The following is a 25,242-nucleotide window of genomic DNA, read 5'->3' on the forward strand; positions in this document are numbered from 1 at the left end:
CACGGCCGCAGGTAGGGACGGCCAATCGGGCGGTGGTTGTTCTTTTACAACTTCTCCATGGGCACGCCGCCGATAAGCATCATGCGGACCTTACCTGCGGATCCAAAGTCAATCATCACAGTTGCCCGGGGCGCGGCCCCTTGGACCTCAAGCACAGTGCCTAAGCCGTACTTGTCGTGAACAACCTTGTCACCGGGCTCTAGGTGCAAGACCTGATTCTTCTTTCGGGATGACGCACCAGAGTTAGAGGATCCACCAGAGCCGAAGCCCGAGCTGGAACCGAAGCCCGACGAGGCACCATGGCCACGACCAAACGCGCTGCCTGCGCCGTAGCCACCAGAGCCGAAACCACCAGAACCGGAGCCCCAGCTTCGAGCCGGAGCCTCGCGCAGCCAATCGATCAGGTCGCTTGGGACTTCCCCCAGGAAACGTGAAGGCGGATTATTCTGCGGCGACCCCCACGAGGACCGAGTCACAGCGCGCGTGAGATACAGCTGCTTGCGAGCTCGGGTAATACCCACATAGGCCAGACGTCGCTCTTCAGCCAGCTCCTTCGGACCGCCCAGGGCGCGCAGGTGCGGGAACAGTCCGTCTTCCCAGCCAATGAGAAATACCACCGGAAACTCCAGGCCCTTGGCCGTATGTAACGTCATCAGTGTCACTACACCGGTGTCATCATCCGGAATCTGGTCCGCATCGGCGACCAGAGAAACTCGCTCGAGGAATGCCTGCAGACTTCCCGGTACCGCTTCCCCATCGTTGTCGAAGTCGGCCGCGAAATCACGCGCGAGGTCATTCGCGATTCCAGATTCCACCTCGGACTCGCCACTAGTATCAGTACCGCTTTCAGCATCAGCTGCAGCGCCAGAGCCTTCATTTACATCAGCGCTAATATCCACCGATGACATCATCCGCGCCTCTGCAGAGAACTCCCGCGCAACGCTGACGAGCTCATTGAGGTTGTCCAGGCGCGTGGCATCTTGCGGATCATTGGAGCGCTCGAGCTCCGACTTGTACCCACTGCGATCAATAATCGCGTTGACCAGATCACCGATATCGGCCAGTTCACCGGATGCCATATCCGCCGCCAAGCCATCAATCATCTCGACGAACGCCGCCATCGCGTTTCGACTCCGCGCCGCCACCGCCGGAACCTTGCCCTCCGCTACGGCACGTAGCGCCGTGCCGAACGAGCATCTCTCGTCCTCGGCATAGAGAGACACATGCGCCACCGCACGGTCACCGATTCCGCGGCGCGGCGTATTGATAATGCGACGCAGCGAAACATCATCGTCGAAGTTCTCGATAACGCGCAGGTAGGCGACAATATCGCGTACTTCCTTACGCTCATAAAACCTGGTGCCACCAACCACCGTGTACGGCACGCCCATACGAATGAAGACATCCTCTAGCGCACGAGAGGAATTATTGGTGCGGTAGAAAATCGCCACATCCGAATACGAGTACGGCCCGTAGTCGACCAATTGCTCAATCTCGTTAGCGATAAACCGAGCTTCATCGTGCTCATTGTCCGCTACGTAGCCCTTGATCTTGCCGCCCTCACCGAGATCGGTCCACAGCTTCTTCTCCCGGCGATTCTCATTCCGCGCAATCAACGCATTGGCCGCCGACAGAATCGTCTGCGTCGAGCGATAGTTTTGCTCCAGCAGAATCGACGTGGCCTCGGGATAGTCCTTTTCAAACTCTTCAATATTTCGAATAGTCGCACCACGGAAGGCATAAATGGACTGGTCCGAATCGCCCACCACACACAGCTCACTCGGAGGCACATCTCCACCGGGTTTGCCGACGAGCGTCGAGACCAAAACATACTGCGCATGGTTGGTGTCCTGGTACTCATCCACCAACACATGCCGGAAGCGGCGACGGTAATACTCTGCAACCTGCGGGTGATTGGTGAAAATCCGAACGACCTCACCGATTAGGTCGTCAAAGTCCACGGCATTAGCCGCCCGCAGCCTGGTCTGGTACTCCAGGTAAACCCGTGCAACAACATCATCAAAAGGATTGCGCGTCGTCGAGGCATCCGCGAGGGCCTTCTCCGGGTCAATCAACTCATTCTTGAGATTGGAGATACGCGACGAGAGCACGCGGCCCGTGAACTTCTTGGCATCCAGGTCCATGTCCTTAGCGATCATGGACAGCAAACGCCGGGAGTCGTCCGAATCATAAATAGAGAAATTGGAATTAAGCCCCGGTACTAGCGCATGCTGCATGCGCAGTATGCGCACACACATGGAGTGGAACGTGGACACCCACATACGCCGCGCCTGGTCACCGACCAGTCCCGCCACACGCTCGCGCATCTCGGCTGCGGCCTTATTGGTAAAGGTAATAGCCAAAATTTGGCTTGGCAGGACCCCACGCGCACCGATCAGGTATGCAATCCTGCGCGTCAGCACAGACGTCTTTCCCGAACCCGCTCCAGCCACAATCAACAGTGGTGAGCCAATGTGCTCCACTGCTTGGCGCTGCTGCGGATTAAGCCCCTCTAACAGCGACTCTGAATCAAAACTGGGCTCGAAGCCACCGCCAAAACCGCCGCCAAAGCTGGCAGCGCCACTCGGCGCACTATTGCTACCAGCGCCGGCGAAGTGGCCGAACCCACCACGGCCAGGCGTAGCACCGCCCGACTCACCGTGGTTCGAACCACCATGGCTATCACCACGACGGCCATCGTCAGCATTGAAGGACCCGAACAACATTCCAGTTTCATTTCCCATGATGGCTACTACAGTAGCCGAGCCCCCGGATTGGACTGTTCGAATCCTTTGGCACAATAAGAACTATGAGCGAAAACCCTGCGGACACTCCCGCCGCACACACCGACAACACCAACGGCGCTGAGCACAGCCAACAGGCTGCGGCAGTATCCCCTTTTGAAGTCCGCACCCCCACCGGCACCGATGACCCGTTGAGCTCCGCGGAGATCGAACAGTACCGCAAGGAAATCAACCGCCTTGACGGGCTGATTATCGATGCCATTCAACGCCGCACCGCAATCAGTAAGGCCGTCGGCAAAACCCGCCTGGGATCTGGCGGCACGCGTCTCGTGCACGGCCGAGAGGTGCAGATCATCAACGAGTTCCGTGACGCCCTTGGCCCAGAGGGCCCAGCGATCGCATCGGCTCTGCTGCGCATGGGACGCGGTCGCCTGGGCTAACCCTCGCCAACTACCTGTCCGGCTAGCCTTCCAGGGAAATCAGCTTTTCCTCTAGGAACTCATCGATACCGGTGAAGCCGCCCTCACGGCCAAGACCGGACTGCTTGACACCACCGAACGGCGCCGACGGGTCCGACAGCGAGCCCTTATTGACCGCAACCATGCCGGACTCCACTGCCTCTGCCGCACCGAGCGCCTTGGTCAGATTCTCACTGAACACATATGCAGCCAAACCAAAGATGGTGTCATTTGCCTGCTCAATCGCCCGGTCATCGTCCGTGAAGGTCGTCACCGCAACCACCGGACCGAAAATCTCTTCGCGGACAATATCCGCATCCTCGGGCACATCGGTCAGAACTGTGGGCTCGAAAAAGTAGCCGTCGGAAAGCGCACCGCCGAGATCTGGAATCTTGCCGCCGCACTCGACCTTCGCACCGCGCTTGACCGCATCGTCAACCAGATCACGAACCTTTTCCTGTTGATCGCGCAGCGCGAGTGGCCCAAGGTCCGTCGCAGGGTCGGTGCCCTCGCCCAACTTCAGCTCCGCAAAACGCTTGACGACGCCCTCGACGAACGCATCCTTCTTGGATTCATGAACAATAAAGCGATTCGGGGCGATACACACTTGGCCGCCATTGCGGAGCTTGGCGTCACTGACTGCCTGCACAGCCTTATCGACATCGCCATCAGAGAGAATGACAAACGGTGCATTTCCGCCGAGTTCAAGGGAGACCTTCATCGAGGTTTCCGTGGCCTTCGCAGCGAGCATCTGGCCAACTTCGGTGGAACCGGTGAAGGTGAACTTGCGCAGGCGGTCATCGGAAAGCAGAGCCGAAACGTTGGCTGAGTGCCCTGTTGGCAGGACGGAAATCACGCCTGCGGGAACACCGGCCTCGATAAGTAGTTTGCCCAGGTAGAGCATGGTCAGCGGAGTTTTGGACGCGGGCTTAATAATGACCGGGCAACCGGCGGCGAGTGCCGGGGCAATCTTGCGAGTCCCCATAGCCAGCGGGAAATTCCACGGCGTAATAGCCAAAACCGGGCCGACCGGCTGCTTAATCACCGCGACGCGCGAGGTTCCGCTCGGAGAAATTCGGTAATCACCGGAGATACGCACGGCCTCCTCAGCGAACCAACGGAAAAACTCGCCGCCGTAGCCGACCTCAGCTTTGGAATCCGGCAACGCACGGCCCATCTCCAGGGACTGCAGCTGGGCCAACTTGTCTGCATCCCGACGGATGAGTTCAAAAGCGCGGTAAAGAATCTCGCTGCGCTTGCGGGGCGGGGTTACCTTCCACTCCTTCTGGGCTGCGACGGCGTCGTCAAGCGCCTGCCTGGCGTCCTCCTCTGTGGCGGAAGTGACCTGGACCAGCGGCTTATCTGTCGCGGGGTTAACGACATCGAAGGTCTCACCATTCGACGCGGGACGGAACTCGCCGCCGAGGAGAAGGCCTGTGGGGACATCTTTAAGGATGTTGTCGTAATCAGGGGTGAACTCAGTCATATTTTCCAGGGTAGGTGCCTTTGCTGAAGCGGGCTAGGGGCTCGTAGGTGGCGGATGGTCGGCGCATAGGCGAAGCATAGGCATCGCGGAATCGAGTTGCCAGCAGATTGTGGTCACGCCTGATCGAATACTGTCGCCCGGCGAGAGCGCCAAAACGCAACTAGTCTGGGGAGGTATAAAGTGCATTTCGTCAAAACTCACCTGGGAGCAGGAATGACTGTAGATATCACCGCAACCGAACAGTGGGCTCAGCTGGCTAAGCGCGTGGACAATGTTCGCGCCACCTCGCTGCGTGAGCTTTTCGCCAATGAAGATGGCCGCACTGAGAAGCTGACTTTCGATGCGGGCACTCTCCACGTTGACCTTTCCAAGAACTTGATGTGCCTCGACGGTTTTGCCGAGCTGGTTGAGCTCGCTCGCGCCGCTGGCATCGAAGAAGCACGCGAGAAGATGTTCCGCGGTGACAAGATCAACACCACTGAAAACCGCTCCGTGCTGCACACAGCGCTGCGCCTGCCAGCAGAGGAAAATCTGACCGTCGGTGACCAGGATGTCGCTGCCGACGTGCATGAGGTGCTCGGCCGCATGCGCGACTTTGCTCGCAGCCTCCGCAGTGGAGACTGGCTGGGATACACGGGTCACACTATTAAGACTGTGGTCAACATCGGCATCGGTGGCTCCGACTTGGGCCCGGCAATGGTGACCAAGGCGCTGCGCACCTACGCCACTGCCGGCATTGATGCCCGCTTTGTCTCTAACGTTGACCCATCTGATCTACATGCGGTTCTGGATGAGGTCGATCCGGAGTCCACGCTGTTTATCGTCGCTTCCAAGACCTTCACCACGCAGGAGACGCTCTCCAACGCTCACGCAGCTCGCCGCTGGCTTATCCAGCAGCTGGGTAGCGAAGAAGCCGTCGCCAAGCACTTCGTCGCCGTTTCCACGAATGCCGAAAAGGTCGCCGAATTCGGCATCGACACTGAGAACATGTTTGGCTTCTGGGACTGGGTCGGCGGCCGCTACTCCGTCGACTCCGCCATCGGCCTGTCCATCATGGCCGTCGTTGGTCCGATGGACTTCATGCGCTTCCTGCAGGGCTTCCGCGCAATGGATGAGCACTTCCTCAACGCTCCGCTGGAGCAGAACGTGCCGGTACTGATGGGCATGCTGAATGTCTGGTACTCAAACTTCCTTGACGCCCAGTCGCATGCCGTGCTGCCCTACTCTGAAGATCTCTCTCGCTTCCCGGCGTACCTTCAGCAGCTCACCATGGAATCGAACGGTAAGTCCGTGCGTACCGACGGCAAGAGAGTGGACTACAACACCGGAGAAATCTTCTGGGGTGAGCCGGGAACGAACGGCCAGCACGCTTTCTTCCAGCTCCTTCACCAGGGAACTCGCCTGGTTCCGGCTGACTTCATCGGCTTTGCCCGTCCACGCCAGGATCTGCCGACGGCTTCCGGCGAAGGTTCTATGCACGACCTGCTGATGAGTAACTTCTTCGCACAGACCAAGGTGCTGGCCTTCGGTAAGACCGCAGAAGAAATTCGCGCAGAGGGCGTTGCCGAGGAACTCGTAGAGCACAAGGTCATGCCGGGTAACCGTCCGACCACGACCATCATGGCCGAGGAACTGACCCCGGACGCTGTCGGTGCGCTGATTGCACTCTACGAGCACATCACTTTCGTCGAGGGCATTGTCTGGGGCCTGAACTCCTTCGACCAGTGGGGCGTGGAGCTGGGCAAGCAGCAGGCCGGTGACCTGCTGCCTGCGGTCACTGGTGAAGTAGCACCGGATTCTGGCGATACTTCCACCGATGCGCTGCTGACGTGGTACCGAGATAAGCGCTAGCGGCTCTTAGACAGCTGGCCTAAATAGCTAACAGCCCGCCCTCGGCTTCTCGCTGCGGGCGGACTTTTGTTATTTGTATCCCTCTAAATCTTCACCGCGTAACCGTCAGCGCGATAGCCCTTAACAATCTCCTTGCCAGATGGGAAGCAGGTCACCGGGATCATCTTGACATTGGCCACAGGCCACCGAACAAAAGCCAAATGATATTCAGCAAGGTCTTCATGCCACTTAAGTCTAGTCAGGATGCGTAGTCGGCAACTGGAGCTAGCAAGGCTCAACTAACACCTGCGCAAGGTCTGGAGCTAAGCCAATGAGGCCACCTGGCCGCGGTGAGAATAAGTCGCGGCATCTCGTCGTAAAGCGGGGTTGGGAAAAAGTGAATAGTATCTAAGTCATGTCTGCCTACATTGAAGATGATGTTCTTGCCTATCGACTTGCCGTGGGCGCCAGTGAAATTCTCAAGGGTGTCCGCAACGTAGGCCTGCTGCGTGGCCGCATTCTGGGAGATGCCGGCGACGCACTGGCACAGGAGTGGATTGCCCGCGTACTGGAGCAGCACCGTCCGGACGACGGACTGCTGTCGGAGGAAGCCGCGGATAACCGTGAGCGCCTGGACTCAAAGCGTGTGTGGATCATTGACCCACTCGATGGCACTCGAGAGTTTGCTTCGGGCCGTCAGGACTGGGCAGTTCATGTCGCTCTGGTAGAGGACGGTCAGCCGACCCACGCTGCTGTTGGTCTGCCGGATCACTGCCAGGTTTTCCACACGGGTGAGGCCAAGGCTGTGCAGGGGCCGCGTGCGGGCAAGATTGTCGTATCGCGTACTCGCCCACCGGCTGTGGCGAAGTACGTCGCTGACAAGCTGGGCATGGAGCTGGTGGAGATGGGCTCCGCTGGCGCGAAGGCAATGCACGTGCTGCTCGGTGACTACGACGCCTACATCCACGACGGTGGTCAGTACGAGTGGGACTCGGCAGCGCCGGTTGGTGTCGCTAAGTCCGCCGGTTTGCATGTCAGCCGCCTAGACGGCTCCGCGCCGACCTACAATAATGTCGATACTTTCCTGCCGGATATGCTGTTCTGCCGACCGGACCTGTCGGAGGAGATTCTGGCAGCGGTGAAGGAATTCAAGAATCAAGAGCAGAAGTAGGTAAGTTAGGGCGGCTATGACCGACTCCACTGACATCACGACACAGCCTCATCAGGGCATTAAGACTCCGTACGAGGATTTGCTGCGCGAAATTCTCGCTGACGGAGCAGCGAAATCAGACCGCACTGGCACGGGCACTCGCTCAGTGTTCGGCCGCCAACTGCGCTTTGATCTGAGCGAGGGCTTCCCGCTGATCACCACTAAAAAGGTGCACCTGAAGTCCATCGTGTACGAGCTGCTGTGGTTCCTCCGCGGCGATTCAAACGTCCGGTGGCTCCAGGACCGCGGAGTGACTATTTGGGATGAGTGGGCAGACGACAACGGCGACCTCGGCCCGGTCTATGGCGTGCAGTGGCGCTCCTGGCCCACTCCGGATGGGCACCACATCGACCAGATTGCACAGGCGCTGGAGACTTTGAAGTCCAACCCGGATAGCCGCCGCAACATCGTCAGCGCCTGGAATGTCTCCGAGATTTCCAATATGGCGCTGCCGCCATGCCATCTGCTGTTCCAGTTCTACGTCGCAGATGGCAAGCTCAGCTGCCAGCTCTACCAGCGCAGCGCGGACATGTTCCTGGGCGTGCCATTTAACATCGCTTCCTATGCACTGTTGACGCACATGATGGCGCAGCAGGCGGGCTTGGATGTTGGTGAGTTCATCTGGACCGGTGGTGATTGCCACATCTATGACAACCACATTGAACAGTGCGAACTGCAGGTCTCCCGTGAGCCACGCCCCTATCCCACGCTGAAGCTTCGGAAGGCCGACAGCATTTTCGACTACGCTTACGAGGACATCGAGGTCATCGGCTACGACCCGCATCCTCTGATTCGCGGTCAGGTGGCTGTCTAAGTCAGCGAAAGGTGAGTGTCGACATGAACGAGTCCACCGCTTCCACCAGTGCAAGGCCCCCGTTTGTAGGGATGATTTGGGCGCAGTCTCGGGCCGGCATTATCGGCGACGGCGCGACTATGCCCTGGCATCTGCCTGAAGATCTCCAGCATTTCAAAACAACGACGATGGGCGCACCAGTCATCATGGGGCGCCGCACGTGGGACTCGCTGAATCCCAAGTTCCGTCCACTCCCGGGTCGTCGAAACATCGTCCTTTCACGCTCCGTGTCCGATTTCCCCGGCGGTGAATCCGCAGCCAGTCTCGAAGCTGCACTCGCAGCCGTCGCCGACGAGCCCGCAGCATGGATTATCGGGGGCGGACGTGTCTATCGCGATGCACTTTCGCTTGCCGACGAATGCGTGGTCACCGACATTGATACTGATGTCAATGTCCCGGTACCGGTCATGGCTCCCGACCTCTACGACTGGGTCCGCATTGAGGATGGCCCGTGGCAGACGTCAACGACCGGCCTACGCTACCGCTTCTGCACATGGCGGCGCATAGAGGATTAGCTTCCTTTAAAAGCCTCGGAAGGAAAGCCTCCGAAGAGCATCTGGGAAGGCTGCCTAGCAAGGCTCTGAGGTGGGGCTACTGCCCGGCGGACGTATTGCGCAATGGAATATCGGCCTTGGTCCGCGCGTTGGACTAAGTATGACTGATGTGAAGACTCCACAGACCACCGAACACGTGACCATTTACGCTGCGGCCTGGTGCCCTTTCTGCCAGAACCTCATTGCTGGCCTGAAGGAAAACGGCACTCCGTTTGAGGCTTGGGACGTCGAAAAGCACGACGACCTTTCGAAGTGGGTTGAGTCCGTCAATGACGGCAACCGCGTTGTGCCGACTGTGCTGTACTCCGATGGCGAGCACGCCACGAATCCGTCTGTGGAGGAAGTCACCGCTAAGTACGCTGAGCTCTCCAGCAAGTAAGCACAGCATAAGCGCATCGGTACGTTCTTATTGCACAACCAAAAAGCCGAGCCCCACTTTCGGGGCTCGGCTTGTTTTAATTACGAGTGCGGCCGGTCATGCTGCCAGTCGCGATACCAGCATTAATCCAAATCGTCGTGTGCCATCAGCTGACGAGCAGCCTCAGTAATCGAGCCAGACAGCGACGGGTAGACAGAGAAGGAGCTTGCCAGGTCATCGACGGTGAGCTGGTTGGAAACACACACAGCAATTGGCAGAATCAGCTCCGAGGCGGTCGGAGCGACCACCACACCACCGATAATCATGCCGGAATTCTTACGGCAGAACAGCTTGACGAAGCCGTGGCGCAGCGAGCGCATCTTCGCACGCGGGTTACCTGCCAGCGGGAAAACCTCAACACGAGCGGAGACCTCACCGGACTCAATCTGAGCCTGGGAGACACCAACAGTCGCAATCTCCGGGCGGGTGAACACTGCCGAGGAAACGGTGCGCAGGCGAATTGGCGAAACACCTTCACCGAGGGCGTGGTACATCGCAATACGACCCTGCATAGCTGCAACGGAAGCCAGCGGGAACAAGTCGGTGCAGTCACCGGCAGCGTAGATACCCGGCACGTTGGTGCGGGAAACACGGTCAACGTGAATGTGGCCAGACGGGGTCATTTTCACACCACTTGCGTCCAGCCCCATATCCGCAGTGTTCGGAATCGATCCAACGGTCATCAACGCGTGGGAGCCGAAGACCTCACGGCCGTCGGAAGTGACGACGCGAACGCCGCCGTCCTCAGTGCGTTCGACAAGATCACAGCGGGCGTTCTTCACAACGTCCACACCGCGCTCCAGCAGGACCTCCTCCAGGGCATCTGCAGCGTCAGCATCCTCGTGCGGCAGGATACGGTCACGCGAAGCGACCATGGTGACCTTCACACCCAACTCGGTGAAAGAGGATACGAACTCAGCGCCGGTAACACCAGAACCGACCACAATGAGGTGCTCCGGCAGCTCCTCCAGTTCGTAAACCTGACGCCAGGTCAAAATACGGTCACCATCAGGAATCGCACCCGGCAGAATACGTGGGGACGCACCGGTGCAGACCAGCACCAGGTCGGCTTCAAGAGTGACCTCGCCGCCCTCGAGCAAGTCGACGGTGACGTAGTGAGTTACACGGCCCGGGTCGTGGTCATCGAGACGACCGCGGCCCTGCAGCATCTTGATGCCCTCGCGCTCCATCTGTGCGCGAACATCGTCAGACTGCTGCTGCGCCAGGCGCTTAACGCGCTCGTTGACCGCAGTGAAGTCGATTTTACGCTGGGAGAAGTCCGGGCGAAGACCCATCTCGTCCGCACGGCGCATATCGGTACGAACGCCCGTCGCCGCGATGAAGGCCTTAGAGGGAACGCAATCCCACAGGACGGAAGAACCGCCCATACCGGCATCCTCAACCACAGTGACTTCAGCACCGTACTTGGCGCCAACCAGCGCTGCTTCGTAGCCGGCTGGGCCGCCGCCAATGATTACGATCCTCTGTGCCACAAATCCTCCAAAGTTGCCGTGGATATCACAATGTAACTACCGCGGGAGGCATTTTCCCCGCTTTGCCCCAATATTCTAACGGACAGTCATGGTTGGCTGCGCGCCATCCTCATAGCGTGCGACGATGCCAGCGAAGAGTTTCACACCAACGCCCAGGCAACGCTCGTCCACGATTAGATCATCTCGGTGCAAATCGTGCTTGTCTCCACGACCGGACCAGCAGCCCAGACGAGCCATCGCACCCGGGACGTGCTCGAGATACCAACCGAAGTCCTCGCCGCCGGACGACTGTGGGGCCTGAATGACAGCATTCTCGTCCACTCGTCGCACCGCTTCCGCAATCAGGGCGGTGCAGTATTCGTCGTTAAGCACAGGCGGCACGCCACGCTCGTAGTTGATGGTGCAATCGGCGCCGGTCGGAGCGAGGACCTGTTCAATCAGTTCGCGCACAAGTGGATCGATGTCGCGCCAGGTCTTGATGTCCGCGGTGCGCAGGGTGCCACTGACGCTGCCTTCCGACGGAATCGCGTTGTGCGCGTACCCGGAGTGAACGGAGCCGAACGTCAGCACGGTGCCCGTACGAGGATCGACGCGTCGCGACAGCAAGCCCGGCAAATCTACAATCAATTTACCCAGCGCATAGACAACATCGGCCGTCATCTGCGGACGAGAGGTATGCCCGCCCGGACCATGCACCTGAATCTCCAGGGTGTCGGCTGCAGAGGTGATGGCACCTGTTCGAACGCCAACGTGACCGACACGTAACTTCGGCTCACAGTGGACAGCAAAAATACGTTCAACACCATTGAGCGCACCGGCAGCGATAACTTCGGGCGCACCGCCAACCATGACTTCCTCTGCCGGTTGGAAAATGAAACGCAGCGGAGTAGGCAACGTGTGCTTCTCGTGGTACTCAGCCATGGCCAATGCCGTCGCGAGCGTAATCGCGGTGTGAAAATCATGCCCGCAGGCATGCATGACGCCATCGTTGGTGCTGGCAAACTCCAGCCCCGTGGTCTCAGTAATTGGAAGCGCGTCTATGTCACCACGGAAAGCGAGACGCCCTGGGAGTTCACCTCCGGCGTCACTACCGGCGAGTTCGGCTTCACCAATGTCAACCATCAAGCCGGTGTTGGGAAACAGCACTGGTTTCAGCCCTGCAGCACGCAGCTTCTCCTCCACAAAAGCCGTGGTGGCGTGCTCCATGTGAGATAGCTCTGGGTGCGCATGAAGATGCCGCCGCCACTCGAGAATCTCGTTCGCATGCTCGGCCCACCAGTGCTTAATAAACTCCTCAATCACAACTCTCCAGTGTAAGCGCTCCATCGACAGGCCGTAACAAGAGGCCTACCGACGACTGGGCCAGCGATAGCAGTGGCCGGCAAGCGCTTGAATGTCAGCGCCAGACGTACACATGACCAGGAGTCACTTCTTTAACTTTGACCTCTTCAATTATCAGATGTTTCACATTTTGAGGAAGTCTGCGATGATAATAGGCATGTCCGGCAATGGCACACCTAAGTCTCTCAGCATCCCCATCATCATCGTGGCCACAGCACTCGTGGTCGTCATCGGCATCGCCATCGGCCTGTCGCTGAACAATAGTGATGAGCCCCAGCGTCCGGAGGTCCCCTCCTCCTCGCAGCCGACGTCGCCCAGTTCGACACCGCCGTCCTCGACGAGTTCGACTTCTACGAGCAAGACGACCACCACGACGACAACTACGTCGAAGACCTCCGAGACGTCGTCAAGCACGCCGAGCACTTCGACATCTTCCTCGTCGTCGACGCCGAGCACCACGTCTTCGTCATCCACGACGACGAGCTCCGAGCCGACATCAGCTCCGGAGGGACAGGACTTCGGCACTGGGCGCTCCGACCTGGACGGCCTGGGCTTCGTGGGCAGCTCCGCACGCTGCGACAGCGGCGACCGTGCTTTTGCTGTTGTCGCCGCTGAACAGGGAATTAAGGCTGCTGCTTGTGAGACACGCTCCGGCGAGAAGTACTACCGCTCCGATACACCACAGGGTTCCGGATCGATGGACATCATCGTCGATGAGGGCGACCGCGTTGTTGCACAAAACGGCTCGTACAAGTACCAGATGTCCCCCGACGGAGTTCTTGTGACCAAGGACAACGAGGTCGTCAAAAAGTACGCTGCAGAAGCCTGGGGCACTGCCTAAGAAATCAACTTAAAGATCAATGTTGCGGGGACCGTAGAGGCGGTCGCCCGCATCTCCCAGCCCCGGCACGATGTAGGCCTCCTCGTTAAGATCCGGGTCCACCACAGTGGTGACAAGACGCACCGGGAAACCGGATTCCTTCAAGGCGTCGACACCCTGCTGTGCGGAAATGATGCACACGGCCGTGATGTTGTCCGCTCCGCGATCTGCCAACAGCTTCAGGGCATGCAGCAGTGAACCACCGGTTGCCAGCATTGGGTCGACCAGGAAGACAGTGCGCCCGGACAAATCCTCCGGCAGCGCCTCGAGGTACGGCACCGGCTCATGGGTTTCCTCATTACGAGCCAAGCCAATAAATCCCACCTGCGCATCCGGAATCATCGACAGCGACGGATCAATCATGCCAAGCCCCGCACGAATGACGGGAACAATAATCGGCGGATCCTGCAGACGGTAACCCGGCGCGGTGGTGATTGGGGTCTGAACATCGAAGTTATCGACGGGCAGCTCCCGGCTTGCCTCGTAAATCAGCATTGCGCCCAGATCGGCGAGTGCCGCACGGAAGCCCGCGTTATCAGTGCGCGCGTCGCGCAGAATGGTCAAACGTGACTGTGCCAAGGGATGGTTGACAACGGTAATCTCCATGCCTTCCAAAATACATTGCTTTGCTTTTGCCGCTCTGGTGCCGGCATCGCAAGTTTCTGAAAACGCGTTCCGCAAAAAAGATGGAACCGAATCGGCCTTTTTCGCGCCTAACAATACGAGGGCTTTTTACTGCGCCCCATTTGTGTAAGCCCGCTTACTACCAAATCCACTTGCCACTCAGTCGCCGTCCGAACCTCGCTAGCCGTTCTGCCACAGCACTGAGTGTTTAACCACACGCGAATTTCCTAGAGAGGCCGTAAATCTTGTCCCGTCCATCACCGCACAGTCCCCACAGCCAATCATTTCTCTCTCCGGCCACTAGCGGGAATGACTCAGTCTTTACGCTGGTGCCAGAGCTTATTTCTGCCAATGCCGCGCGCCTTGACGCATTGTCGCAGCAGGACAGCGGCACTGCCTTGGACATCAGCGCACTGCACTCGCTTGGCGACGTCCCGTTTGCCGGCCCCTTCTGTCACGCTGCAGCCACTGCTCTACAGCGCCAACATGAGCATGTGGCTGAGCTGAATGAGTACGGCACCAGCGCTGCTCGTGCACTGAACGCTCTTGTCTCTGCGGTGTCCACTGCTGAAGATGCAGGCGCACATGCGTTGCAGTCCATTTCACCGAAAATGGGAGCCGTTGCAGCTCGCGGGATTGGCGGTGCGTGATGCTTCCCACCAATCTACTTACGGAAGTCCCCAGCGCGATTGCACAACAGCTAAGTCCTGCCATCGCGCCCGCACTGGCAGGACTTGCTGGGGCCGCAATCCCCGCCGCGAGTACTGCCTGGCGCTCTGTGGCAGATTCCGTTGACCGCAACTGGGGCGATGGTGCTCGTTCCGGGGCAGGAGCCGCGGGAACAAGCCTCAAACAGGCTGCAAATGCGGCAGCCGACTTGGAAGCTCGCGCCGGAACCATTGACAGTGACATTGCCAAGGGCCTAGCCGCAGTAATGTCAGCGGCCACTGATTTGGCCCGGATTGCCATGGATTTTGTTACTTCCGCCATGGGCTCGCTGACTGCGACGGCTGCGGGGCCCGCAGGTCTCGCCGCAACCGGTGCCAGCCTAGTCTCAGCGGCCAGTTCCGCGATCTCACAGGCCATTGCGCGGCTCATGAAACTAGAACAAGAACTGCGGCCTCTGGTGCAGTCGCTGATACAGCAGGCAAGCACCGCGGTGGACACCCCTGCCCCACCCCGTCCGACGCAGTTGGAGGCCCCAGCAACCACTCAAGCCGCCTTCGCTTCTACGTCTACGAACACCCCAGGATTGGCCAGCGCTACCGACGCTGCAGATGGTTCGTGGGCGTCGTCCGATTCGGGCGGCGCGCCGGTGCCTGCGGATGCGGGGGCTGGCGCGCCGACACCAGAAGCCCAAGCTGCGGTGAAAGCTGCACTCAGTGCCGTGGGAACGCCCTATGGTTGGGGCGGAAATACTCCGGGGCAGGCGCTCGATTGTTCAGGCTTGACGCACTGGGCCTACGGGCAAGCTGGTGTTGATATTCCCCGCACGGCAGAAGCACAGGCCGTCGGCCGACAGGTGAGCCAGGATGAACTGCTGCCTGGCGATCTTGCAGTGTGGGACGGCCATGTCGCCATGGTTATCGGCGACGGAAAGATGGTCGAAGCGGGCGATCCGGTACAGGTAAACCCCGTGCGTACAACCAACATCGGCATGCCGTTTAAGGGGTTCTACCGCCCGACCGGATAGTGCGGTGGGTATCTGCGTCGTAAAACTTCTAAGATAGGACTACGCAAACTTGCCACCCGTGGGGGCGCTGCAGGTATGACAATTTTTGAGTTTTAACAATCACCGACAAGCAGAAGGGCTGCGACGAAAACTATGGCCAGGAAAGGCATCGTTCCTATCGAACTCGAGCTGACCTCGGGCACCTTTTACACGTTGTGGGCTCCAAGCTGGCGTGAAGGTGGCTCCGAGTGGCAGGCTCTGCTCGGCCGCGGCGATGACATCTATTTGTTCTCATCAGCGGCAAAGCTCCTGGCTTTCCTTCAGTCGGATGCTCCTCACGACTTCACGCAGCACCCCAGCTGGCGCAACTTCAACCAGCAGCTACCGGGAGCGGCCATCGCGGCGCCACGCCACCGCTATGACCTGATTGGGCTGCCAGAAATTTTGGCTGGCCGGGCCGACTACGACCATGTTTCGCGCGCAGACCGCATTCTTGCCATCACTCGCTCGATTGGTGCGATCGCGGATCTCAATCCGATCAACCAGATGTTCGCCTCTCACTCTGTCCTGGCTGCCACACAAAATGGTGCTGATCACTTCCAGGGCGGTGGCGCCGCTCAGTGGTCAGCTATCGGCAGTGTCATCTTGACCAACTGGGACAATTGCATTGACGCTATCGACGCCATCGGCGCAAATACTCCGAACATCGATGAAGAGTCTGAAACCACTGCTGCAGTCGCACTAAAGGAAGCAGAGGCCGCGGAGCGTGAGCGTCGTGAAGCAGCGGAGAAGAAGCGCGAAGAGGAAAAGAAGGCCGCAGAGGAGACCGCCGGCGATCCGTACGATCAGACGGTGTGGGCCAACGCTGGCATCGACCCGATCAAGATCTCCATCGCTGGCCGCACGCTCTACACCTTGCGTTGTTACATGGGGCGTCGCCCGCTATTCCTGGGCAGCGCCGGTGAGATTCACACGTTCTCGCAGCCACGCACGATGGTACGTTGGCTGCTGGAGAACAAGCATCACGACATGTCGGCGCTGACGACGTGGGATGAAATCATCACTGCAGCCAACGCAGGTGAGCTAGAGGCCGTGGTGCACGAGGACAATGAGTACTCGTTTACCGGTCTGGCCGAGGATATTGAAAAGGGCCCGAACGCCGTGGACACCGCCCAGCTCGCCCGCGCGTACGAGCTACTCGCAGATGCCGCTGACTGGGCTGGTGATGATGCCGTGAACGAGGTACTGGCGGGCAATCAGCAGCTGCAGTGGCTGCTGAACTTCCTGCTGGACACCGGAGAGCTGTCCGAGCCAGTTCCGCCTTACGACGATGAGGCCAAGGGCTGGAGGCAGCTGGAGAAGGACTTGGCCGCTCGGTTTACGACCAAGATCTAGCTCCCACCCAGCAAAGCTGGCCGGCGCTGGCTAGTCCAGCGTCAGGTTCAGCTCGTCTTCGGCACCGAAACCCGCACCGTTGACATCAGTTTCGATGTCCTCGTCGCTGTTGTCGATAAGCTGCAGGTAAGCGGGGTAAATAATGGTGTCCATGATGTGTTCGCGGGTCGGCAGATCCACGAATGCATTGTTTAGCGCATTCGAGGTCAGTTCGAACAGCTCGCTGTAGCCGTAGCCGAAGTTCTCCACCAGCTCCATGCACTCCCTGGTCATGGAAGTCGCACCAATCAGACGGTTATCCGTGTTGACGGTGCAGGCGAAACTCATATCGTCGAGAAGCGAGAACGGGTGATCCGCAACGCTGTCACAGACACCCGTCTGAACGTTGGAGGTCGGGCAGATTTCCAGCGGAATCTGGCGGTCACGAATAGCGGAGGCAACCTCCTGACATTCGATGCCCTCGAGGGAAGCACCGAAGTCCTCGTAGATGCGCACACCGTGCCCCAGGCGGCGAGCACCTTGCACGACAGCGTCCTGCAACGAATCCACACCGGCGTCTTCACCTGCGTGAATGGTGACCGGAATGAGGTTCTCCCGCAGCATAGTGAATGCTTCGGCGTGGTTAGCCGGCGGGAAGCCGTTTTCCGGTCCAGCGATGTCAAAACCGACAACGTACCCGTCGGAGTTCTTCCCGTAGTTGTCGATGACCAGCTGTGCGACTTCCTTGGAATTGTTATTCTGGCGCATCGCACAGACCAACAGACGTGCGGTGATGTGCTTTCCCTCAGCGGCGGCATGGGCTTCACCCTGCGCCAGGCCTTCGACCAGAGCGTCGATAACAGCCTGCATATCCAGGCCCTTTTCCAGATGGTTTTCCGGAGCGAGGCGCAGCTCAGCGTAGACAACGTTGTCGGCAGCCAAATCCTCGACGGCCTCACGCGCCACGCGCGTCAGCGACTCAGCGGTCTGCATGACGGCGCAGGTGTGCGCGAAGGCAGTCAGGTAGCTCGGCAACGAGCCAGAGTTGCCGGTGTCAATGAACCACTTCTCCAGTTCATCCACGTCGGTGGTGGGCAGCTGATCGGTGTAACCGCAGTCCGCGGCCAGGTCGATAACGGTCTGCGGGCGCAGGCCGCCATCAAGGTGATCGTGAAGCAGTACCTTGGGCAGGCTGGCGACAACCTTGCGCATCTCATCGAGATTCGATGCCGAAGACTGTGTGTCCAGAGACTGAGCATCACTGTGCAAAGAATTAGTCATAATGGCCAGACTATCGGTACTGCGCCCTCCGCTTCTACTTCACTGCCGCGGAATCGTATTTCTGCTTTGCACAAAGGCTTTCCCTCCCCCGTTTTCCCCCATCCACACACGAGAAATACGTCATTCCGAGTGACGTTTTACTACCCTTATTTCATCATGTTTCCCGCTCGCCGCTACTCGTCTGCCGTTACGCTGCTAGCCACCAGCGCTTTGCTTCTGCCGAGCACTGCCCCCGCAGCCATGGCGCAGAGCACCTCGCTTACCGACGACACTCCGATTGTCGGCCCCGCACCTGACATCCGTGACACGGAGGGCTGCCCCTACAAGACCCTCCCACCAGCACCAGTGGACTCCTCGGAGGTTCCGGCTCCCGGCGAAACATCTCCCCCTCCACTTCCGGTTCCCCAAAAACCGACTGGAGGTAGCAAAATGTCCGCCTGCGGCATTGTCAGCGGTGAGGGGTTTGACGTCCCGAAAGACCTCTCCGCCTCTGCATGGACGGTGTTCGATTTGAAATCCGGCGATGTCCTTGCGGCGAAGGACCCGCACGGCCGCTACCGTCCGGCATCGATTATTAAGGTGTTGCTGGCGATGGAGGCGCTCGAGGATTTGAAACTCGACACCTCGGTTAAAGCGACATTCGAGGACGCGAACATGGAGGGCTCTCGTGTCGGCATCGTCGAGGACGTGAACTACTCGGTAGAAACGCTCCTGACTGGCCTGTTGCTCAACTCCGGCAACGACACCGGCCACGCGTTGGCCCGCGAACTTGGTGGCATGGATAAGACCACCGAAAAGGTCAACGCCCTGGCAAAGAAATTGGGGGCGACGGATACGCGAGTGGTCAACCCGACTGGTCTCGATGCCCCGGGCCAGATGACGTCGGCATACGACATGTCACTGTTCTTCCAGCACGCATTCAACAATGAGACCTATCGCAAACTCTCGGCCACCCGCCTGGCCACCATCCCCGGAGACAAAGCTCTCGAGGTCGATGACTTCGAAATCGCCAACGACAATCAGCTGATTGCCCAGGACTATCCCGGCGCGCTTGGAGGCAAAACCGGTTTTACCGACGATGCCCGTCACACCTTCGCTGGGGTGGCTGAGCGCGACGGCCGTCGTCTCGGCGTCATCATCCTCGACGCCACTGTGGAGGATTCACCGCGCCCCTGGGAGCAGGCAGCATCGCTTCTCGACGCCGGCTTCGCGGCCCCGCAGGACAGCTCTGTCGGTGTCCTCGAAGCGGAAGCGACTGAGAATACGTTGGTAGAAAAATTGCCCGATATCCTGGACGACGAGTCAACAGGAACCGGGCTGAAAATTACTGTCAGCGCTGCCATCGTAGGTGTCATCGCATTGATTGCGATGGTCACCTACCGCTTCGGCAGACGCGATCGCGGCTAATTATTTCGAACCGAGCAGGCGGTTCAATCCGGACGGGTTGGCCGCTTCCGCACGGACGTTAATGACAGCAGGAGCAGGCGCATCCAGCTCCTCGTCGGCAAGCGCTTCTTCGGTCGTCGCGGTCCAGGCAGTGGCGTACATAGTGATGCGCCAGATGAGGTAGAAGACGACCATCAAACCGATGACCGGACCGAAAACTGCACCGGCCGGGTTCGACAGGGCGTTGGAGAAGAAAACGCTACCGAGCTGCTTGACAACCTCAAGGCCAATCGCACCGATAATCGCGCCCTTTGCCGCAGAGCGGAACGGGGCACCCCCGCGTGGCAGGAAAGCGAGCATCCAGAAGAACAGCAGCCAGTTGGCGACGAGACCAATGGCGATGGCAATCAATCCTGCGATTATTGTGATTCCCGGGACATGGGCCAGACCAATCTTGTCCAGCAGGGACTGTGTCAGTCCGGAAGAGCCGGCCGCGGTGACAGCGAAGGTCAGCAGGATCATAACCAGCATGCCCAGCAGACGCAGCAGGTCGCGAACCTTTCCCATCACGAAGTTGCTAGCGCCTAGCGGGCGCTTCCACAGCTGTGTCACTGCGTTGGAGAGGTTGCTCATCCAACTAAGACCCGACCACAGGGTGGCGATGAAACCGACGGTGAAAACGCCACCGGCCTGATCGATCGCACCTTCAATAATTGCGTTGATGGTGTCGCCCATCGACCCATCGATGGAGTCTGTGATAGCGGACTGAATTTGCTCGAGCAGTTGCTCATTACCACGCAACACAAGCGCGAGGATGGCAAATGCCGTCATGATAAGGGGGAAAATCGACAGCACGGAGAAGTACGTGACAGCGGCGGCAAAAAAGTTGCCACCCTGCTCAGAGTAGCGCTCCTGCATCCGCATAATGTGATCGAACCACGTCCACTTTTCGCGGAGGCGGTCGATTGCGCTCGGTTCATCGGCGTGTACACGCTCGATGCCATAGCGGTCCGTTCTCTTCGGATCTTTTTGAGTAGAGGTTGCCATGTCCTCTACCTTAACGTGCCAGCTTTCGGTACGGAGACTGAAGCGCAGAGTCTACAGCTGGATTAACGGTTGGCAGCCTTCAGGAACCCGACGCGCTCGTACACATCTGCAAGTGTCTTGGCGGCAACTTCACGGGCACGGTCAGCGCCTTCGGCCAGGATTCGTTCCAACTCACCGCGATCAGCCATGAGCTCCTCATAGCGAGCACGCAGTGGCGTGGTGAATGCTTCCAGCGCATCTGCGGTATCAGCCTTCAGCTGGCCGTAGCCTGCGCCTTCGTAGCCGGCAACGAGCTCGTCGACAGGCTTGTCGGTCAACGCCGACTGAATGACCAGCAGGTTGGATACGCCCGGCTTGTTCTCACGGTCGAAACGAATTTCGCCATCGTTGTCGGTAACGGCCGAGCGAATGCGCTTGGCAGAGACCTTTGGGTCGTCCAACAGATTAATAATGCCCTTCGGGTTTGCACCCGACTTGCTCATCTTCGAGGTCGGACCCTGCAAGTCATAAATCTTGGCGGAGCCTTCCATGATGTGCGGATCCGGCACAACGAACGTTTTCTTGTAGCGGGAGTTGAAGCGCTGCGCCAGGTTACGCGTCAGCTCGAGGTGCTGGCGTTGGTCCTCGCCCACCGGCACCAGCTGTGGGCGGTAGAGCAGAATGTCGGCGGCCATCAGCATCGGGTACGCAAACAAACCAGCGGAGGTGTGTTCCGCGCCCTGACGAGAGGACTTGTCCTTAAACTGCGTCATACGGCTGGCTTCACCAAAGCCAGTCAAGCAGGTCAGCACCCATCCGAGCTCCGCGTGCTCGGGCACATGCGACTGCACGAACAGCACCGACTTCTCCGGATCAATACCAAGTGCAATCAGCTGTGCGGCACCTGCGATAGTGCGCTGACGCAGCTCCTTCGGATTCTGCTCGACAGTGATGGCGTGCAGGTCTGGAATGAAGTAGTAAGCGTCGAAGTCATCCTGCAGATTAATCCAGTTCTTCAATGCTCCCAGGTAGTTGCCCAGGTGGTAGGAATCTGCGGTCGGCTGAATGCCGGACAGAACGCGCTGCTTACGAGCACTCGGTGCAGGATTAGTTGCTTCAGGACCCTTGCTTTCACTCATAGCCAATAAGTTTAGCGCGAGCTTCATAGTGGAGAGTCGGCGACGTACCCATTTCGACGACATCGCAGGCTTTACAGGAACGCCAATCCTTAATATCCGGTCTTTAAATCGACGTCGACTACCGGGAAAGCGACCACCAAAAACTAGTCCTGACGGCCCTTGTACCCTTGCTCCACAAGCATTCGATCGGATAGCAATTTGACGGTTCGCGCTGCAGCGGCTGGCGATTCCTCGGGGTACAGTGCGCGCACCAGCGTGACAGCCGGGCGGATGCCGTGTTCAGAGAGAACACGTCGAACACGCTCGCGCTCCCCCTGGGTCAACTCCAGTGGAGCTACGGGAGGCCTGCGGGTGTAGGACACGACCATGACGACTCCCAGCAGAACAATGAGTCCGAGGGAAATCCACAGTGGCCACGCGTAGGCAAAAGACAGCACGATAAACGCAACGATGACACCGGAAGTCACGACCACCGGGACATTGACAGCAGTACCAGGATCGTTCTGCAGGCTCCGTGCGATGGCTTCCAAATCGGCCATCTGGTGCCGCTTGTTATCTCTCTCGCCGTTTTTCACTGTGAATGTCCTCTCCTTTCCGGGTCCGCACCGAGCTCGCTTCAAGTCTCGCGCAAATTCGCGCTTGGGCTTTACAGCAGCTGAAGTCCCATCAGCCCTTCTTCAAATCTTAGGCGCTCGCGTCCCAAGTGCCGAACTAACCCACAGGTATTATTGGACTAATTCAATTCTCTTATCCGTCAGGAGTCCCATGCTCGCTGCCATTGCGGTTGCCGTCTTCATCCTGCTGATCCCAGGCACAGTTCTCGGTTGGGTCAGTGGGCTACGTCCCACGCTCGCGTTGGCATCTGCCGGCCCATTAACGATGGGTGTGATCGGTTTTTCCGCATGGTCGTCTCACGCGCTTGGGCTGGATTACACCTGGCTCTTCGTGGCCGGCATGTGGGCATGGTTCTGTGCCATTGGCTATCTGGTGCGCAGATTCATCCCCCGGGCAACGCCCGAAGACGGCTTCGATTCCGGCGTTGTCACCGCGATGATTGTCGCCGGGGTCACGGTAGTCGGCTCGATGCGCGCCATGCTCGTGCTTAACGACGTCCCCGGTGGCCCCGGCGCTATCCGCGAGGCCTGGGATATGCTCTGGCATACTAACTTCCTCCGGTTCATTGACGAGCATGCAATAGCCTCGCCCACCGCGGCCGGTGACCTGATGAATCAGGAGACCGGAGCCGAAATGTTCTACCCCACCGGCTGGCATGCCGTGGCGGGGCTGCTGCCCGGCTCGGTTTTCCTCGATTCCAACGTGTTTGCGTTCTTGGCCCCGGCGCTGCTTCTGCCCGCAGCAACTGCGGTGCTAGCCCGCACCGCAGTTGGCCCTAAGTGGGCGGCCTATGCCGGTCCCGCAGCTGCCGTCGCGACGCTGATGCTTCCGGAGATTTGGGCGGCTCTTTGGCGCACATCCTCCATGCCGTATCTGCTCGCGGTGGCCACTTTGCCGATCGCTGCGGCTTTGACCATGCGGGGCTATATTGTCCCCGCTACGCTTGCCCTGGTCGGCACGTTTATCACCCACCCGGCCGGCGCAATTGCTGCTGTGCTCTTTGTTGGCTTGTGGTTGATCACCCAACCGAGTGTCAGTGGCCTCGCTCGCACACTAATTATCGGAGCGCTCTCACTGGTGATGACTCTCCCGGCAGCATTGTCCGCTAGCGGGCAAGGTGAATCCGTTGCGGGCTTTACCGGCCAAATTGAGATTTCCCGCTCCGAATCACTGTGGCGGACTCTTATCGGGTTTTCCCGCTATGCTGACGAGCCCATCTTTTCCCAGACTGTTCTGGTTCTTGTGCTCATCGGCCTGGTGGTGGCGCTGGTCTCTCGCCTACCAGACAGCCCGTGGGCGCCGTGGCCGGCACTGGCTTTCGGGCTGCTCTTTGTGGTGTCCGATAGTGCGCAGTCCCGTTGGGCGGAGCCGTCCGGCACCTATCTGAAGTTTATTGGCACTTTCTTCTACGACATGCCGTACCGTATGCAGGCGGTTATGGGAATTCTGCGCGCAGTGCTGGTCGGCTACGCAGTCGCGGCTGCCGTTGTCGCGATTGTGGCTGCGGCGCAGTGGATCGTCGCAAAGCGAAATCAGCCGGTCAAGTCGTGGAATCCTGCGCTGGCGATGGGGCTCGTAGCGGCACTGGCGATTGTGCCTGCGACCTGGGTGAGTGGGCCTGCTCAGCGCGAGGCAATTCGTGGAAGTTTCGGAAGCACGTTTGTGACCGCTGCGGACATGGAAGCTATTGATTGGCTGTCCGAGCAGCCGCATGCGTTTGAGGGGCATATCCTCAATGACCGTCGTGACGGTTCTGCGTGGATGTACGCCATCGCTGGGCTGCCGACGCTGTTCCGCCATTTCTCCTTCTCCGACAAAACTGCCGAGGCAAGCAAGAAGCTGCCGACAAACGTTGACTTGCTGGGCTCACATCCGGAATTCGATGCCATGGCGAAAAAACTGGGCGTGCATTACATCATTAGTTCTCCGCCAGGTGTGAACACGGATGGCACGGAGGCGCTGTCGATGCGTTCCTGGGCATGGCACGCGCCGGGGCTCACGCCCGTGTATCACGACGGTTCTGTGATGATTTTCGCGGTCAACAAGATGTTTTCACCTGAAGAGTTGCACGCTGTTGTCAACAGTTCCCCACACCGCCCGGCGCGCCCCAATCCGCTGTGGATGCCTCCGCGCCAGCCGATCATCCCCTCCCCCGACGAGGCTGCCGATCCGCTCGCCGGCGCGCATATCACCGTCGACTCTCGCCGCGGGGCCATCGAGACTATCAACGCTGACCTGCCTCGCGCACTGCGTTTGAGTGGGGATACTTCCGCTCACATCGACAGCATCGTGCAACGTGCCAACGAGAAGCTCCGTCAGCGCGGCGCAATCGTTGGCGCGCATTCGCTTGCCGACGGCACGGAGAGCGCAGCCACCGTAATTGTCGGTCGCTCATCAGAGGACCAGACCCTTTCTGGGGATAACATCGGCGATCGTGGTTTTTCGGTATCCGCTGTGGTGGAGTCCCTCGAGCCAAAGGACGATGACCCTGCTGACTGGCAGCTGGCGGCAGGTGTGCGTGACGGAATGGTGTTCCGAGGTTTCAATCCGCACAGCAGTTACAGCACAAACGGGGTGCCAACAGAGTTTCGTACCGGTCTGGCGCCGGCAGTGGCGGTGAACCAGAGTTCGCGGTCGCATGCGCCGACGGTTGCGCTATCGCTGGGAGCGGTGGGCGCTGAAAAACTCACCCGCGATTTGGCCGACCCGGCTATGCAGGACAAATGGGCCGACGCCATCGTTGACGGCATTGCCTCCATGTTGCGGCAGAACCGACATCTCGTAACCGCTCCCGAGCCGGAGTTGATCCCAGAATTCGCTGGAGTCGGAGCATACTAGTCCGCGGCCTAGGCGCGTGC

21 protein-coding genes are annotated in these 25,242 nt (G+C 59.1%); 12 read left to right on the top strand and 9 right to left on the bottom strand.

Annotated elements, in window-relative coordinates:
* Nucleotides 1-44 precede the first annotated feature (44 nt).
* Complete coding sequence (locus tag HMPREF2860_RS05780; protein WP_070560885.1) at nucleotides 45-2,744, bottom strand: UvrD-helicase domain-containing protein; 2,700 nt, start codon at nucleotides 2,742-2,744, stop codon at nucleotides 45-47.
* A gap of 65 nt (nucleotides 2,745-2,809) precedes the next feature.
* Between HMPREF2860_RS05780 and HMPREF2860_RS05785 the strand changes: the two genes are divergently transcribed.
* A complete protein-coding gene (locus HMPREF2860_RS05785) occupies nucleotides 2,810-3,184 on the top strand; it encodes a chorismate mutase (RefSeq protein ID WP_038627823.1) in 375 nt (124 codons plus the stop codon).
* Nucleotides 3,185-3,206: 22 nt separating this feature from the next.
* Here HMPREF2860_RS05785 and HMPREF2860_RS05790 read toward each other — a convergent pair whose 3' ends face one another.
* The gene (locus HMPREF2860_RS05790; RefSeq protein ID WP_070628653.1) at nucleotides 3,207-4,688 is read right to left on the bottom strand and encodes an NAD-dependent succinate-semialdehyde dehydrogenase; all 1,482 of its coding nucleotides are present in this window, start codon (nucleotides 4,686-4,688) and stop codon (nucleotides 3,207-3,209) included.
* A gap of 213 nt (nucleotides 4,689-4,901) precedes the next feature.
* On the opposite strand from HMPREF2860_RS05790, the gene pgi reads away from it, so the two are divergent.
* From pgi to HMPREF2860_RS05815, 5 genes are all read left to right on the top strand, one after another.
* Complete coding sequence (gene pgi / locus HMPREF2860_RS05795) at nucleotides 4,902-6,539, top strand: glucose-6-phosphate isomerase (RefSeq protein ID WP_070628654.1); 1,638 nt, start codon at nucleotides 4,902-4,904, stop codon at nucleotides 6,537-6,539.
* A gap of 394 nt (nucleotides 6,540-6,933) precedes the next feature.
* Nucleotides 6,934-7,689, top strand: coding sequence for a 3'(2'),5'-bisphosphate nucleotidase CysQ (locus HMPREF2860_RS05800; protein ID WP_070628655.1), 756 nt, complete (start codon nucleotides 6,934-6,936; stop codon nucleotides 7,687-7,689).
* Nucleotides 7,690-7,705: 16 nt separating this feature from the next.
* On the top strand, nucleotides 7,706-8,542 hold the full coding sequence (locus HMPREF2860_RS05805) for a thymidylate synthase (protein ID WP_049182304.1): 837 nt from the start codon (nucleotides 7,706-7,708) through the stop codon (nucleotides 8,540-8,542).
* 23 nt (nucleotides 8,543-8,565) lie between these two features.
* Nucleotides 8,566-9,096 (top strand): dihydrofolate reductase, encoded by a 531-nt coding sequence (locus HMPREF2860_RS05810; RefSeq protein ID WP_038627807.1) that lies wholly within the window; start codon nucleotides 8,566-8,568, stop codon nucleotides 9,094-9,096.
* Nucleotides 9,097-9,235: 139 nt separating this feature from the next.
* The gene (locus HMPREF2860_RS05815; RefSeq protein WP_038627805.1) at nucleotides 9,236-9,514 is read left to right on the top strand and encodes a mycoredoxin; all 279 of its coding nucleotides are present in this window, start codon (nucleotides 9,236-9,238) and stop codon (nucleotides 9,512-9,514) included.
* Between the two features lie 122 nt (nucleotides 9,515-9,636).
* Here HMPREF2860_RS05815 and HMPREF2860_RS05820 read toward each other — a convergent pair whose 3' ends face one another.
* Nucleotides 9,637-11,046, bottom strand: a complete 1,410-nt coding sequence (locus HMPREF2860_RS05820; RefSeq protein ID WP_038627803.1) for an NAD(P)H-quinone dehydrogenase — start codon at nucleotides 11,044-11,046, stop codon at nucleotides 9,637-9,639.
* Between the two features lie 75 nt (nucleotides 11,047-11,121).
* Nucleotides 11,122-12,372 (bottom strand): M20 family metallopeptidase, encoded by a 1,251-nt coding sequence (locus HMPREF2860_RS05825; protein WP_191622307.1) that lies wholly within the window; start codon nucleotides 12,370-12,372, stop codon nucleotides 11,122-11,124.
* A gap of 172 nt (nucleotides 12,373-12,544) precedes the next feature.
* On the opposite strand from HMPREF2860_RS05825, the gene HMPREF2860_RS11045 reads away from it, so the two are divergent.
* Nucleotides 12,545-13,228: a hypothetical protein gene (locus tag HMPREF2860_RS11045; protein ID WP_141737476.1), complete on the top strand. Its 684-nt coding sequence runs from the start codon at nucleotides 12,545-12,547 to the stop codon at nucleotides 13,226-13,228.
* A gap of 9 nt (nucleotides 13,229-13,237) precedes the next feature.
* Here the strand turns inward: HMPREF2860_RS11045 and upp are convergent, their stop codons facing one another.
* On the bottom strand, nucleotides 13,238-13,873 hold the full coding sequence (upp, locus tag HMPREF2860_RS05840; protein ID WP_070628656.1) for a uracil phosphoribosyltransferase: 636 nt from the start codon (nucleotides 13,871-13,873) through the stop codon (nucleotides 13,238-13,240).
* Between the two features lie 347 nt (nucleotides 13,874-14,220).
* On the opposite strand from upp, the gene HMPREF2860_RS05845 reads away from it, so the two are divergent.
* The 3 genes from HMPREF2860_RS05845 (at nucleotide 14,221) to HMPREF2860_RS05855 (ending at nucleotide 16,958) form a co-directional block, all read left to right on the top strand.
* A complete protein-coding gene (locus tag HMPREF2860_RS05845; protein WP_038627794.1) occupies nucleotides 14,221-14,541 on the top strand; it encodes a hypothetical protein in 321 nt (106 codons plus the stop codon).
* Nucleotides 14,541-15,584: a C40 family peptidase gene (locus HMPREF2860_RS05850; protein ID WP_070628792.1), complete on the top strand. Its 1,044-nt coding sequence runs from the start codon at nucleotides 14,541-14,543 to the stop codon at nucleotides 15,582-15,584. The genes HMPREF2860_RS05845 and HMPREF2860_RS05850 overlap by 1 nt, the downstream gene beginning before the upstream one ends.
* A gap of 132 nt (nucleotides 15,585-15,716) precedes the next feature.
* Nucleotides 15,717-16,958, top strand: coding sequence for a hypothetical protein (locus HMPREF2860_RS05855; RefSeq protein ID WP_038627792.1), 1,242 nt, complete (start codon nucleotides 15,717-15,719; stop codon nucleotides 16,956-16,958).
* A 30-nt stretch (nucleotides 16,959-16,988) separates the two neighbouring features.
* Here HMPREF2860_RS05855 and HMPREF2860_RS05860 read toward each other — a convergent pair whose 3' ends face one another.
* On the bottom strand, nucleotides 16,989-18,218 hold the full coding sequence (locus HMPREF2860_RS05860; protein WP_038627790.1) for an adenosine deaminase: 1,230 nt from the start codon (nucleotides 18,216-18,218) through the stop codon (nucleotides 16,989-16,991).
* A 156-nt stretch (nucleotides 18,219-18,374) separates the two neighbouring features.
* Between HMPREF2860_RS05860 and HMPREF2860_RS05865 the strand changes: the two genes are divergently transcribed.
* A complete protein-coding gene (locus HMPREF2860_RS05865) occupies nucleotides 18,375-19,625 on the top strand; it encodes a D-alanyl-D-alanine carboxypeptidase family protein (protein ID WP_070628793.1) in 1,251 nt (416 codons plus the stop codon).
* On the opposite strand, the gene HMPREF2860_RS05870 is transcribed toward HMPREF2860_RS05865, so the two are convergent.
* The 3 genes from HMPREF2860_RS05870 to HMPREF2860_RS05880 all read right to left on the bottom strand — a co-directional run bounded on the left by HMPREF2860_RS05870 (nucleotide 19,626) and on the right by HMPREF2860_RS05880 (nucleotide 22,344).
* Nucleotides 19,626-20,651, bottom strand: coding sequence for a YhjD/YihY/BrkB family envelope integrity protein (locus HMPREF2860_RS05870; protein WP_049182310.1), 1,026 nt, complete (start codon nucleotides 20,649-20,651; stop codon nucleotides 19,626-19,628).
* Between the two features lie 62 nt (nucleotides 20,652-20,713).
* Nucleotides 20,714-21,769: a tryptophan--tRNA ligase gene (trpS, locus tag HMPREF2860_RS05875; RefSeq protein ID WP_038627786.1), complete on the bottom strand. Its 1,056-nt coding sequence runs from the start codon at nucleotides 21,767-21,769 to the stop codon at nucleotides 20,714-20,716.
* A 143-nt stretch (nucleotides 21,770-21,912) separates the two neighbouring features.
* Nucleotides 21,913-22,344, bottom strand: a complete 432-nt coding sequence (locus HMPREF2860_RS05880; protein WP_070560858.1) for a hypothetical protein — start codon at nucleotides 22,342-22,344, stop codon at nucleotides 21,913-21,915.
* A 190-nt stretch (nucleotides 22,345-22,534) separates the two neighbouring features.
* On the opposite strand from HMPREF2860_RS05880, the gene HMPREF2860_RS05885 reads away from it, so the two are divergent.
* On the top strand, nucleotides 22,535-25,222 hold the full coding sequence (locus HMPREF2860_RS05885) for a DUF6541 family protein (protein WP_070628657.1): 2,688 nt from the start codon (nucleotides 22,535-22,537) through the stop codon (nucleotides 25,220-25,222).
* The last annotated feature ends 20 nt before the right edge of the window (nucleotides 25,223-25,242 follow it).

Source organism: Corynebacterium sp. HMSC064E10 (genome assembly GCF_001812505.1).
Lineage (GTDB): Bacteria > Actinomycetota > Actinomycetes > Mycobacteriales > Mycobacteriaceae > Corynebacterium > Corynebacterium amycolatum.

Excerpts from the sequence above, each read along its gene's own strand:
- trpS (WP_038627786.1), bottom strand. The coding sequence starts at position 21,769 with ATGAGTGAAAGCAAGGGTCCTGAAGCAACTAATCCTGCACCGAGTGCT.
- pgi (WP_070628654.1), top strand. The coding sequence starts at position 4,902 with ATGACTGTAGATATCACCGCAACCGAACAGTGGGCTCAGCTGGCTAAG.
- HMPREF2860_RS05885 (WP_070628657.1), top strand. The coding sequence starts at position 22,535 with ATGCTCGCTGCCATTGCGGTTGCCGTCTTCATCCTGCTGATCCCAGGC.
- HMPREF2860_RS05815 (WP_038627805.1), top strand. The coding sequence starts at position 9,236 with ATGACTGATGTGAAGACTCCACAGACCACCGAACACGTGACCATTTAC.
- HMPREF2860_RS05785 (WP_038627823.1), top strand. The coding sequence starts at position 2,810 with ATGAGCGAAAACCCTGCGGACACTCCCGCCGCACACACCGACAACACC.
- HMPREF2860_RS05850 (WP_070628792.1), top strand. The coding sequence starts at position 14,541 with ATGCTTCCCACCAATCTACTTACGGAAGTCCCCAGCGCGATTGCACAA.
- upp (WP_070628656.1), bottom strand. The coding sequence starts at position 13,873 with ATGGAGATTACCGTTGTCAACCATCCCTTGGCACAGTCACGTTTGACC.
- HMPREF2860_RS05860 (WP_038627790.1), bottom strand. The coding sequence starts at position 18,218 with ATGACTAATTCTTTGCACAGTGATGCTCAGTCTCTGGACACACAGTCT.
- HMPREF2860_RS05825 (WP_191622307.1), bottom strand. The coding sequence starts at position 12,372 with ATGGAGCGCTTACACTGGAGAGTTGTGATTGAGGAGTTTATTAAGCAC.
- HMPREF2860_RS05865 (WP_070628793.1), top strand. The coding sequence starts at position 18,375 with ATGTTTCCCGCTCGCCGCTACTCGTCTGCCGTTACGCTGCTAGCCACC.
- HMPREF2860_RS05800 (WP_070628655.1), top strand. The coding sequence starts at position 6,934 with ATGTCTGCCTACATTGAAGATGATGTTCTTGCCTATCGACTTGCCGTG.
- HMPREF2860_RS05780 (WP_070560885.1), bottom strand. The coding sequence starts at position 2,744 with ATGGGAAATGAAACTGGAATGTTGTTCGGGTCCTTCAATGCTGACGAT.
- HMPREF2860_RS05790 (WP_070628653.1), bottom strand. The coding sequence starts at position 4,688 with ATGACTGAGTTCACCCCTGATTACGACAACATCCTTAAAGATGTCCCC.
- HMPREF2860_RS05805 (WP_049182304.1), top strand. The coding sequence starts at position 7,706 with ATGACCGACTCCACTGACATCACGACACAGCCTCATCAGGGCATTAAG.
- HMPREF2860_RS05870 (WP_049182310.1), bottom strand. The coding sequence starts at position 20,651 with ATGGCAACCTCTACTCAAAAAGATCCGAAGAGAACGGACCGCTATGGC.
- HMPREF2860_RS11045 (WP_141737476.1), top strand. The coding sequence starts at position 12,545 with ATGTCCGGCAATGGCACACCTAAGTCTCTCAGCATCCCCATCATCATC.
- HMPREF2860_RS05810 (WP_038627807.1), top strand. The coding sequence starts at position 8,566 with ATGAACGAGTCCACCGCTTCCACCAGTGCAAGGCCCCCGTTTGTAGGG.
- HMPREF2860_RS05855 (WP_038627792.1), top strand. The coding sequence starts at position 15,717 with ATGGCCAGGAAAGGCATCGTTCCTATCGAACTCGAGCTGACCTCGGGC.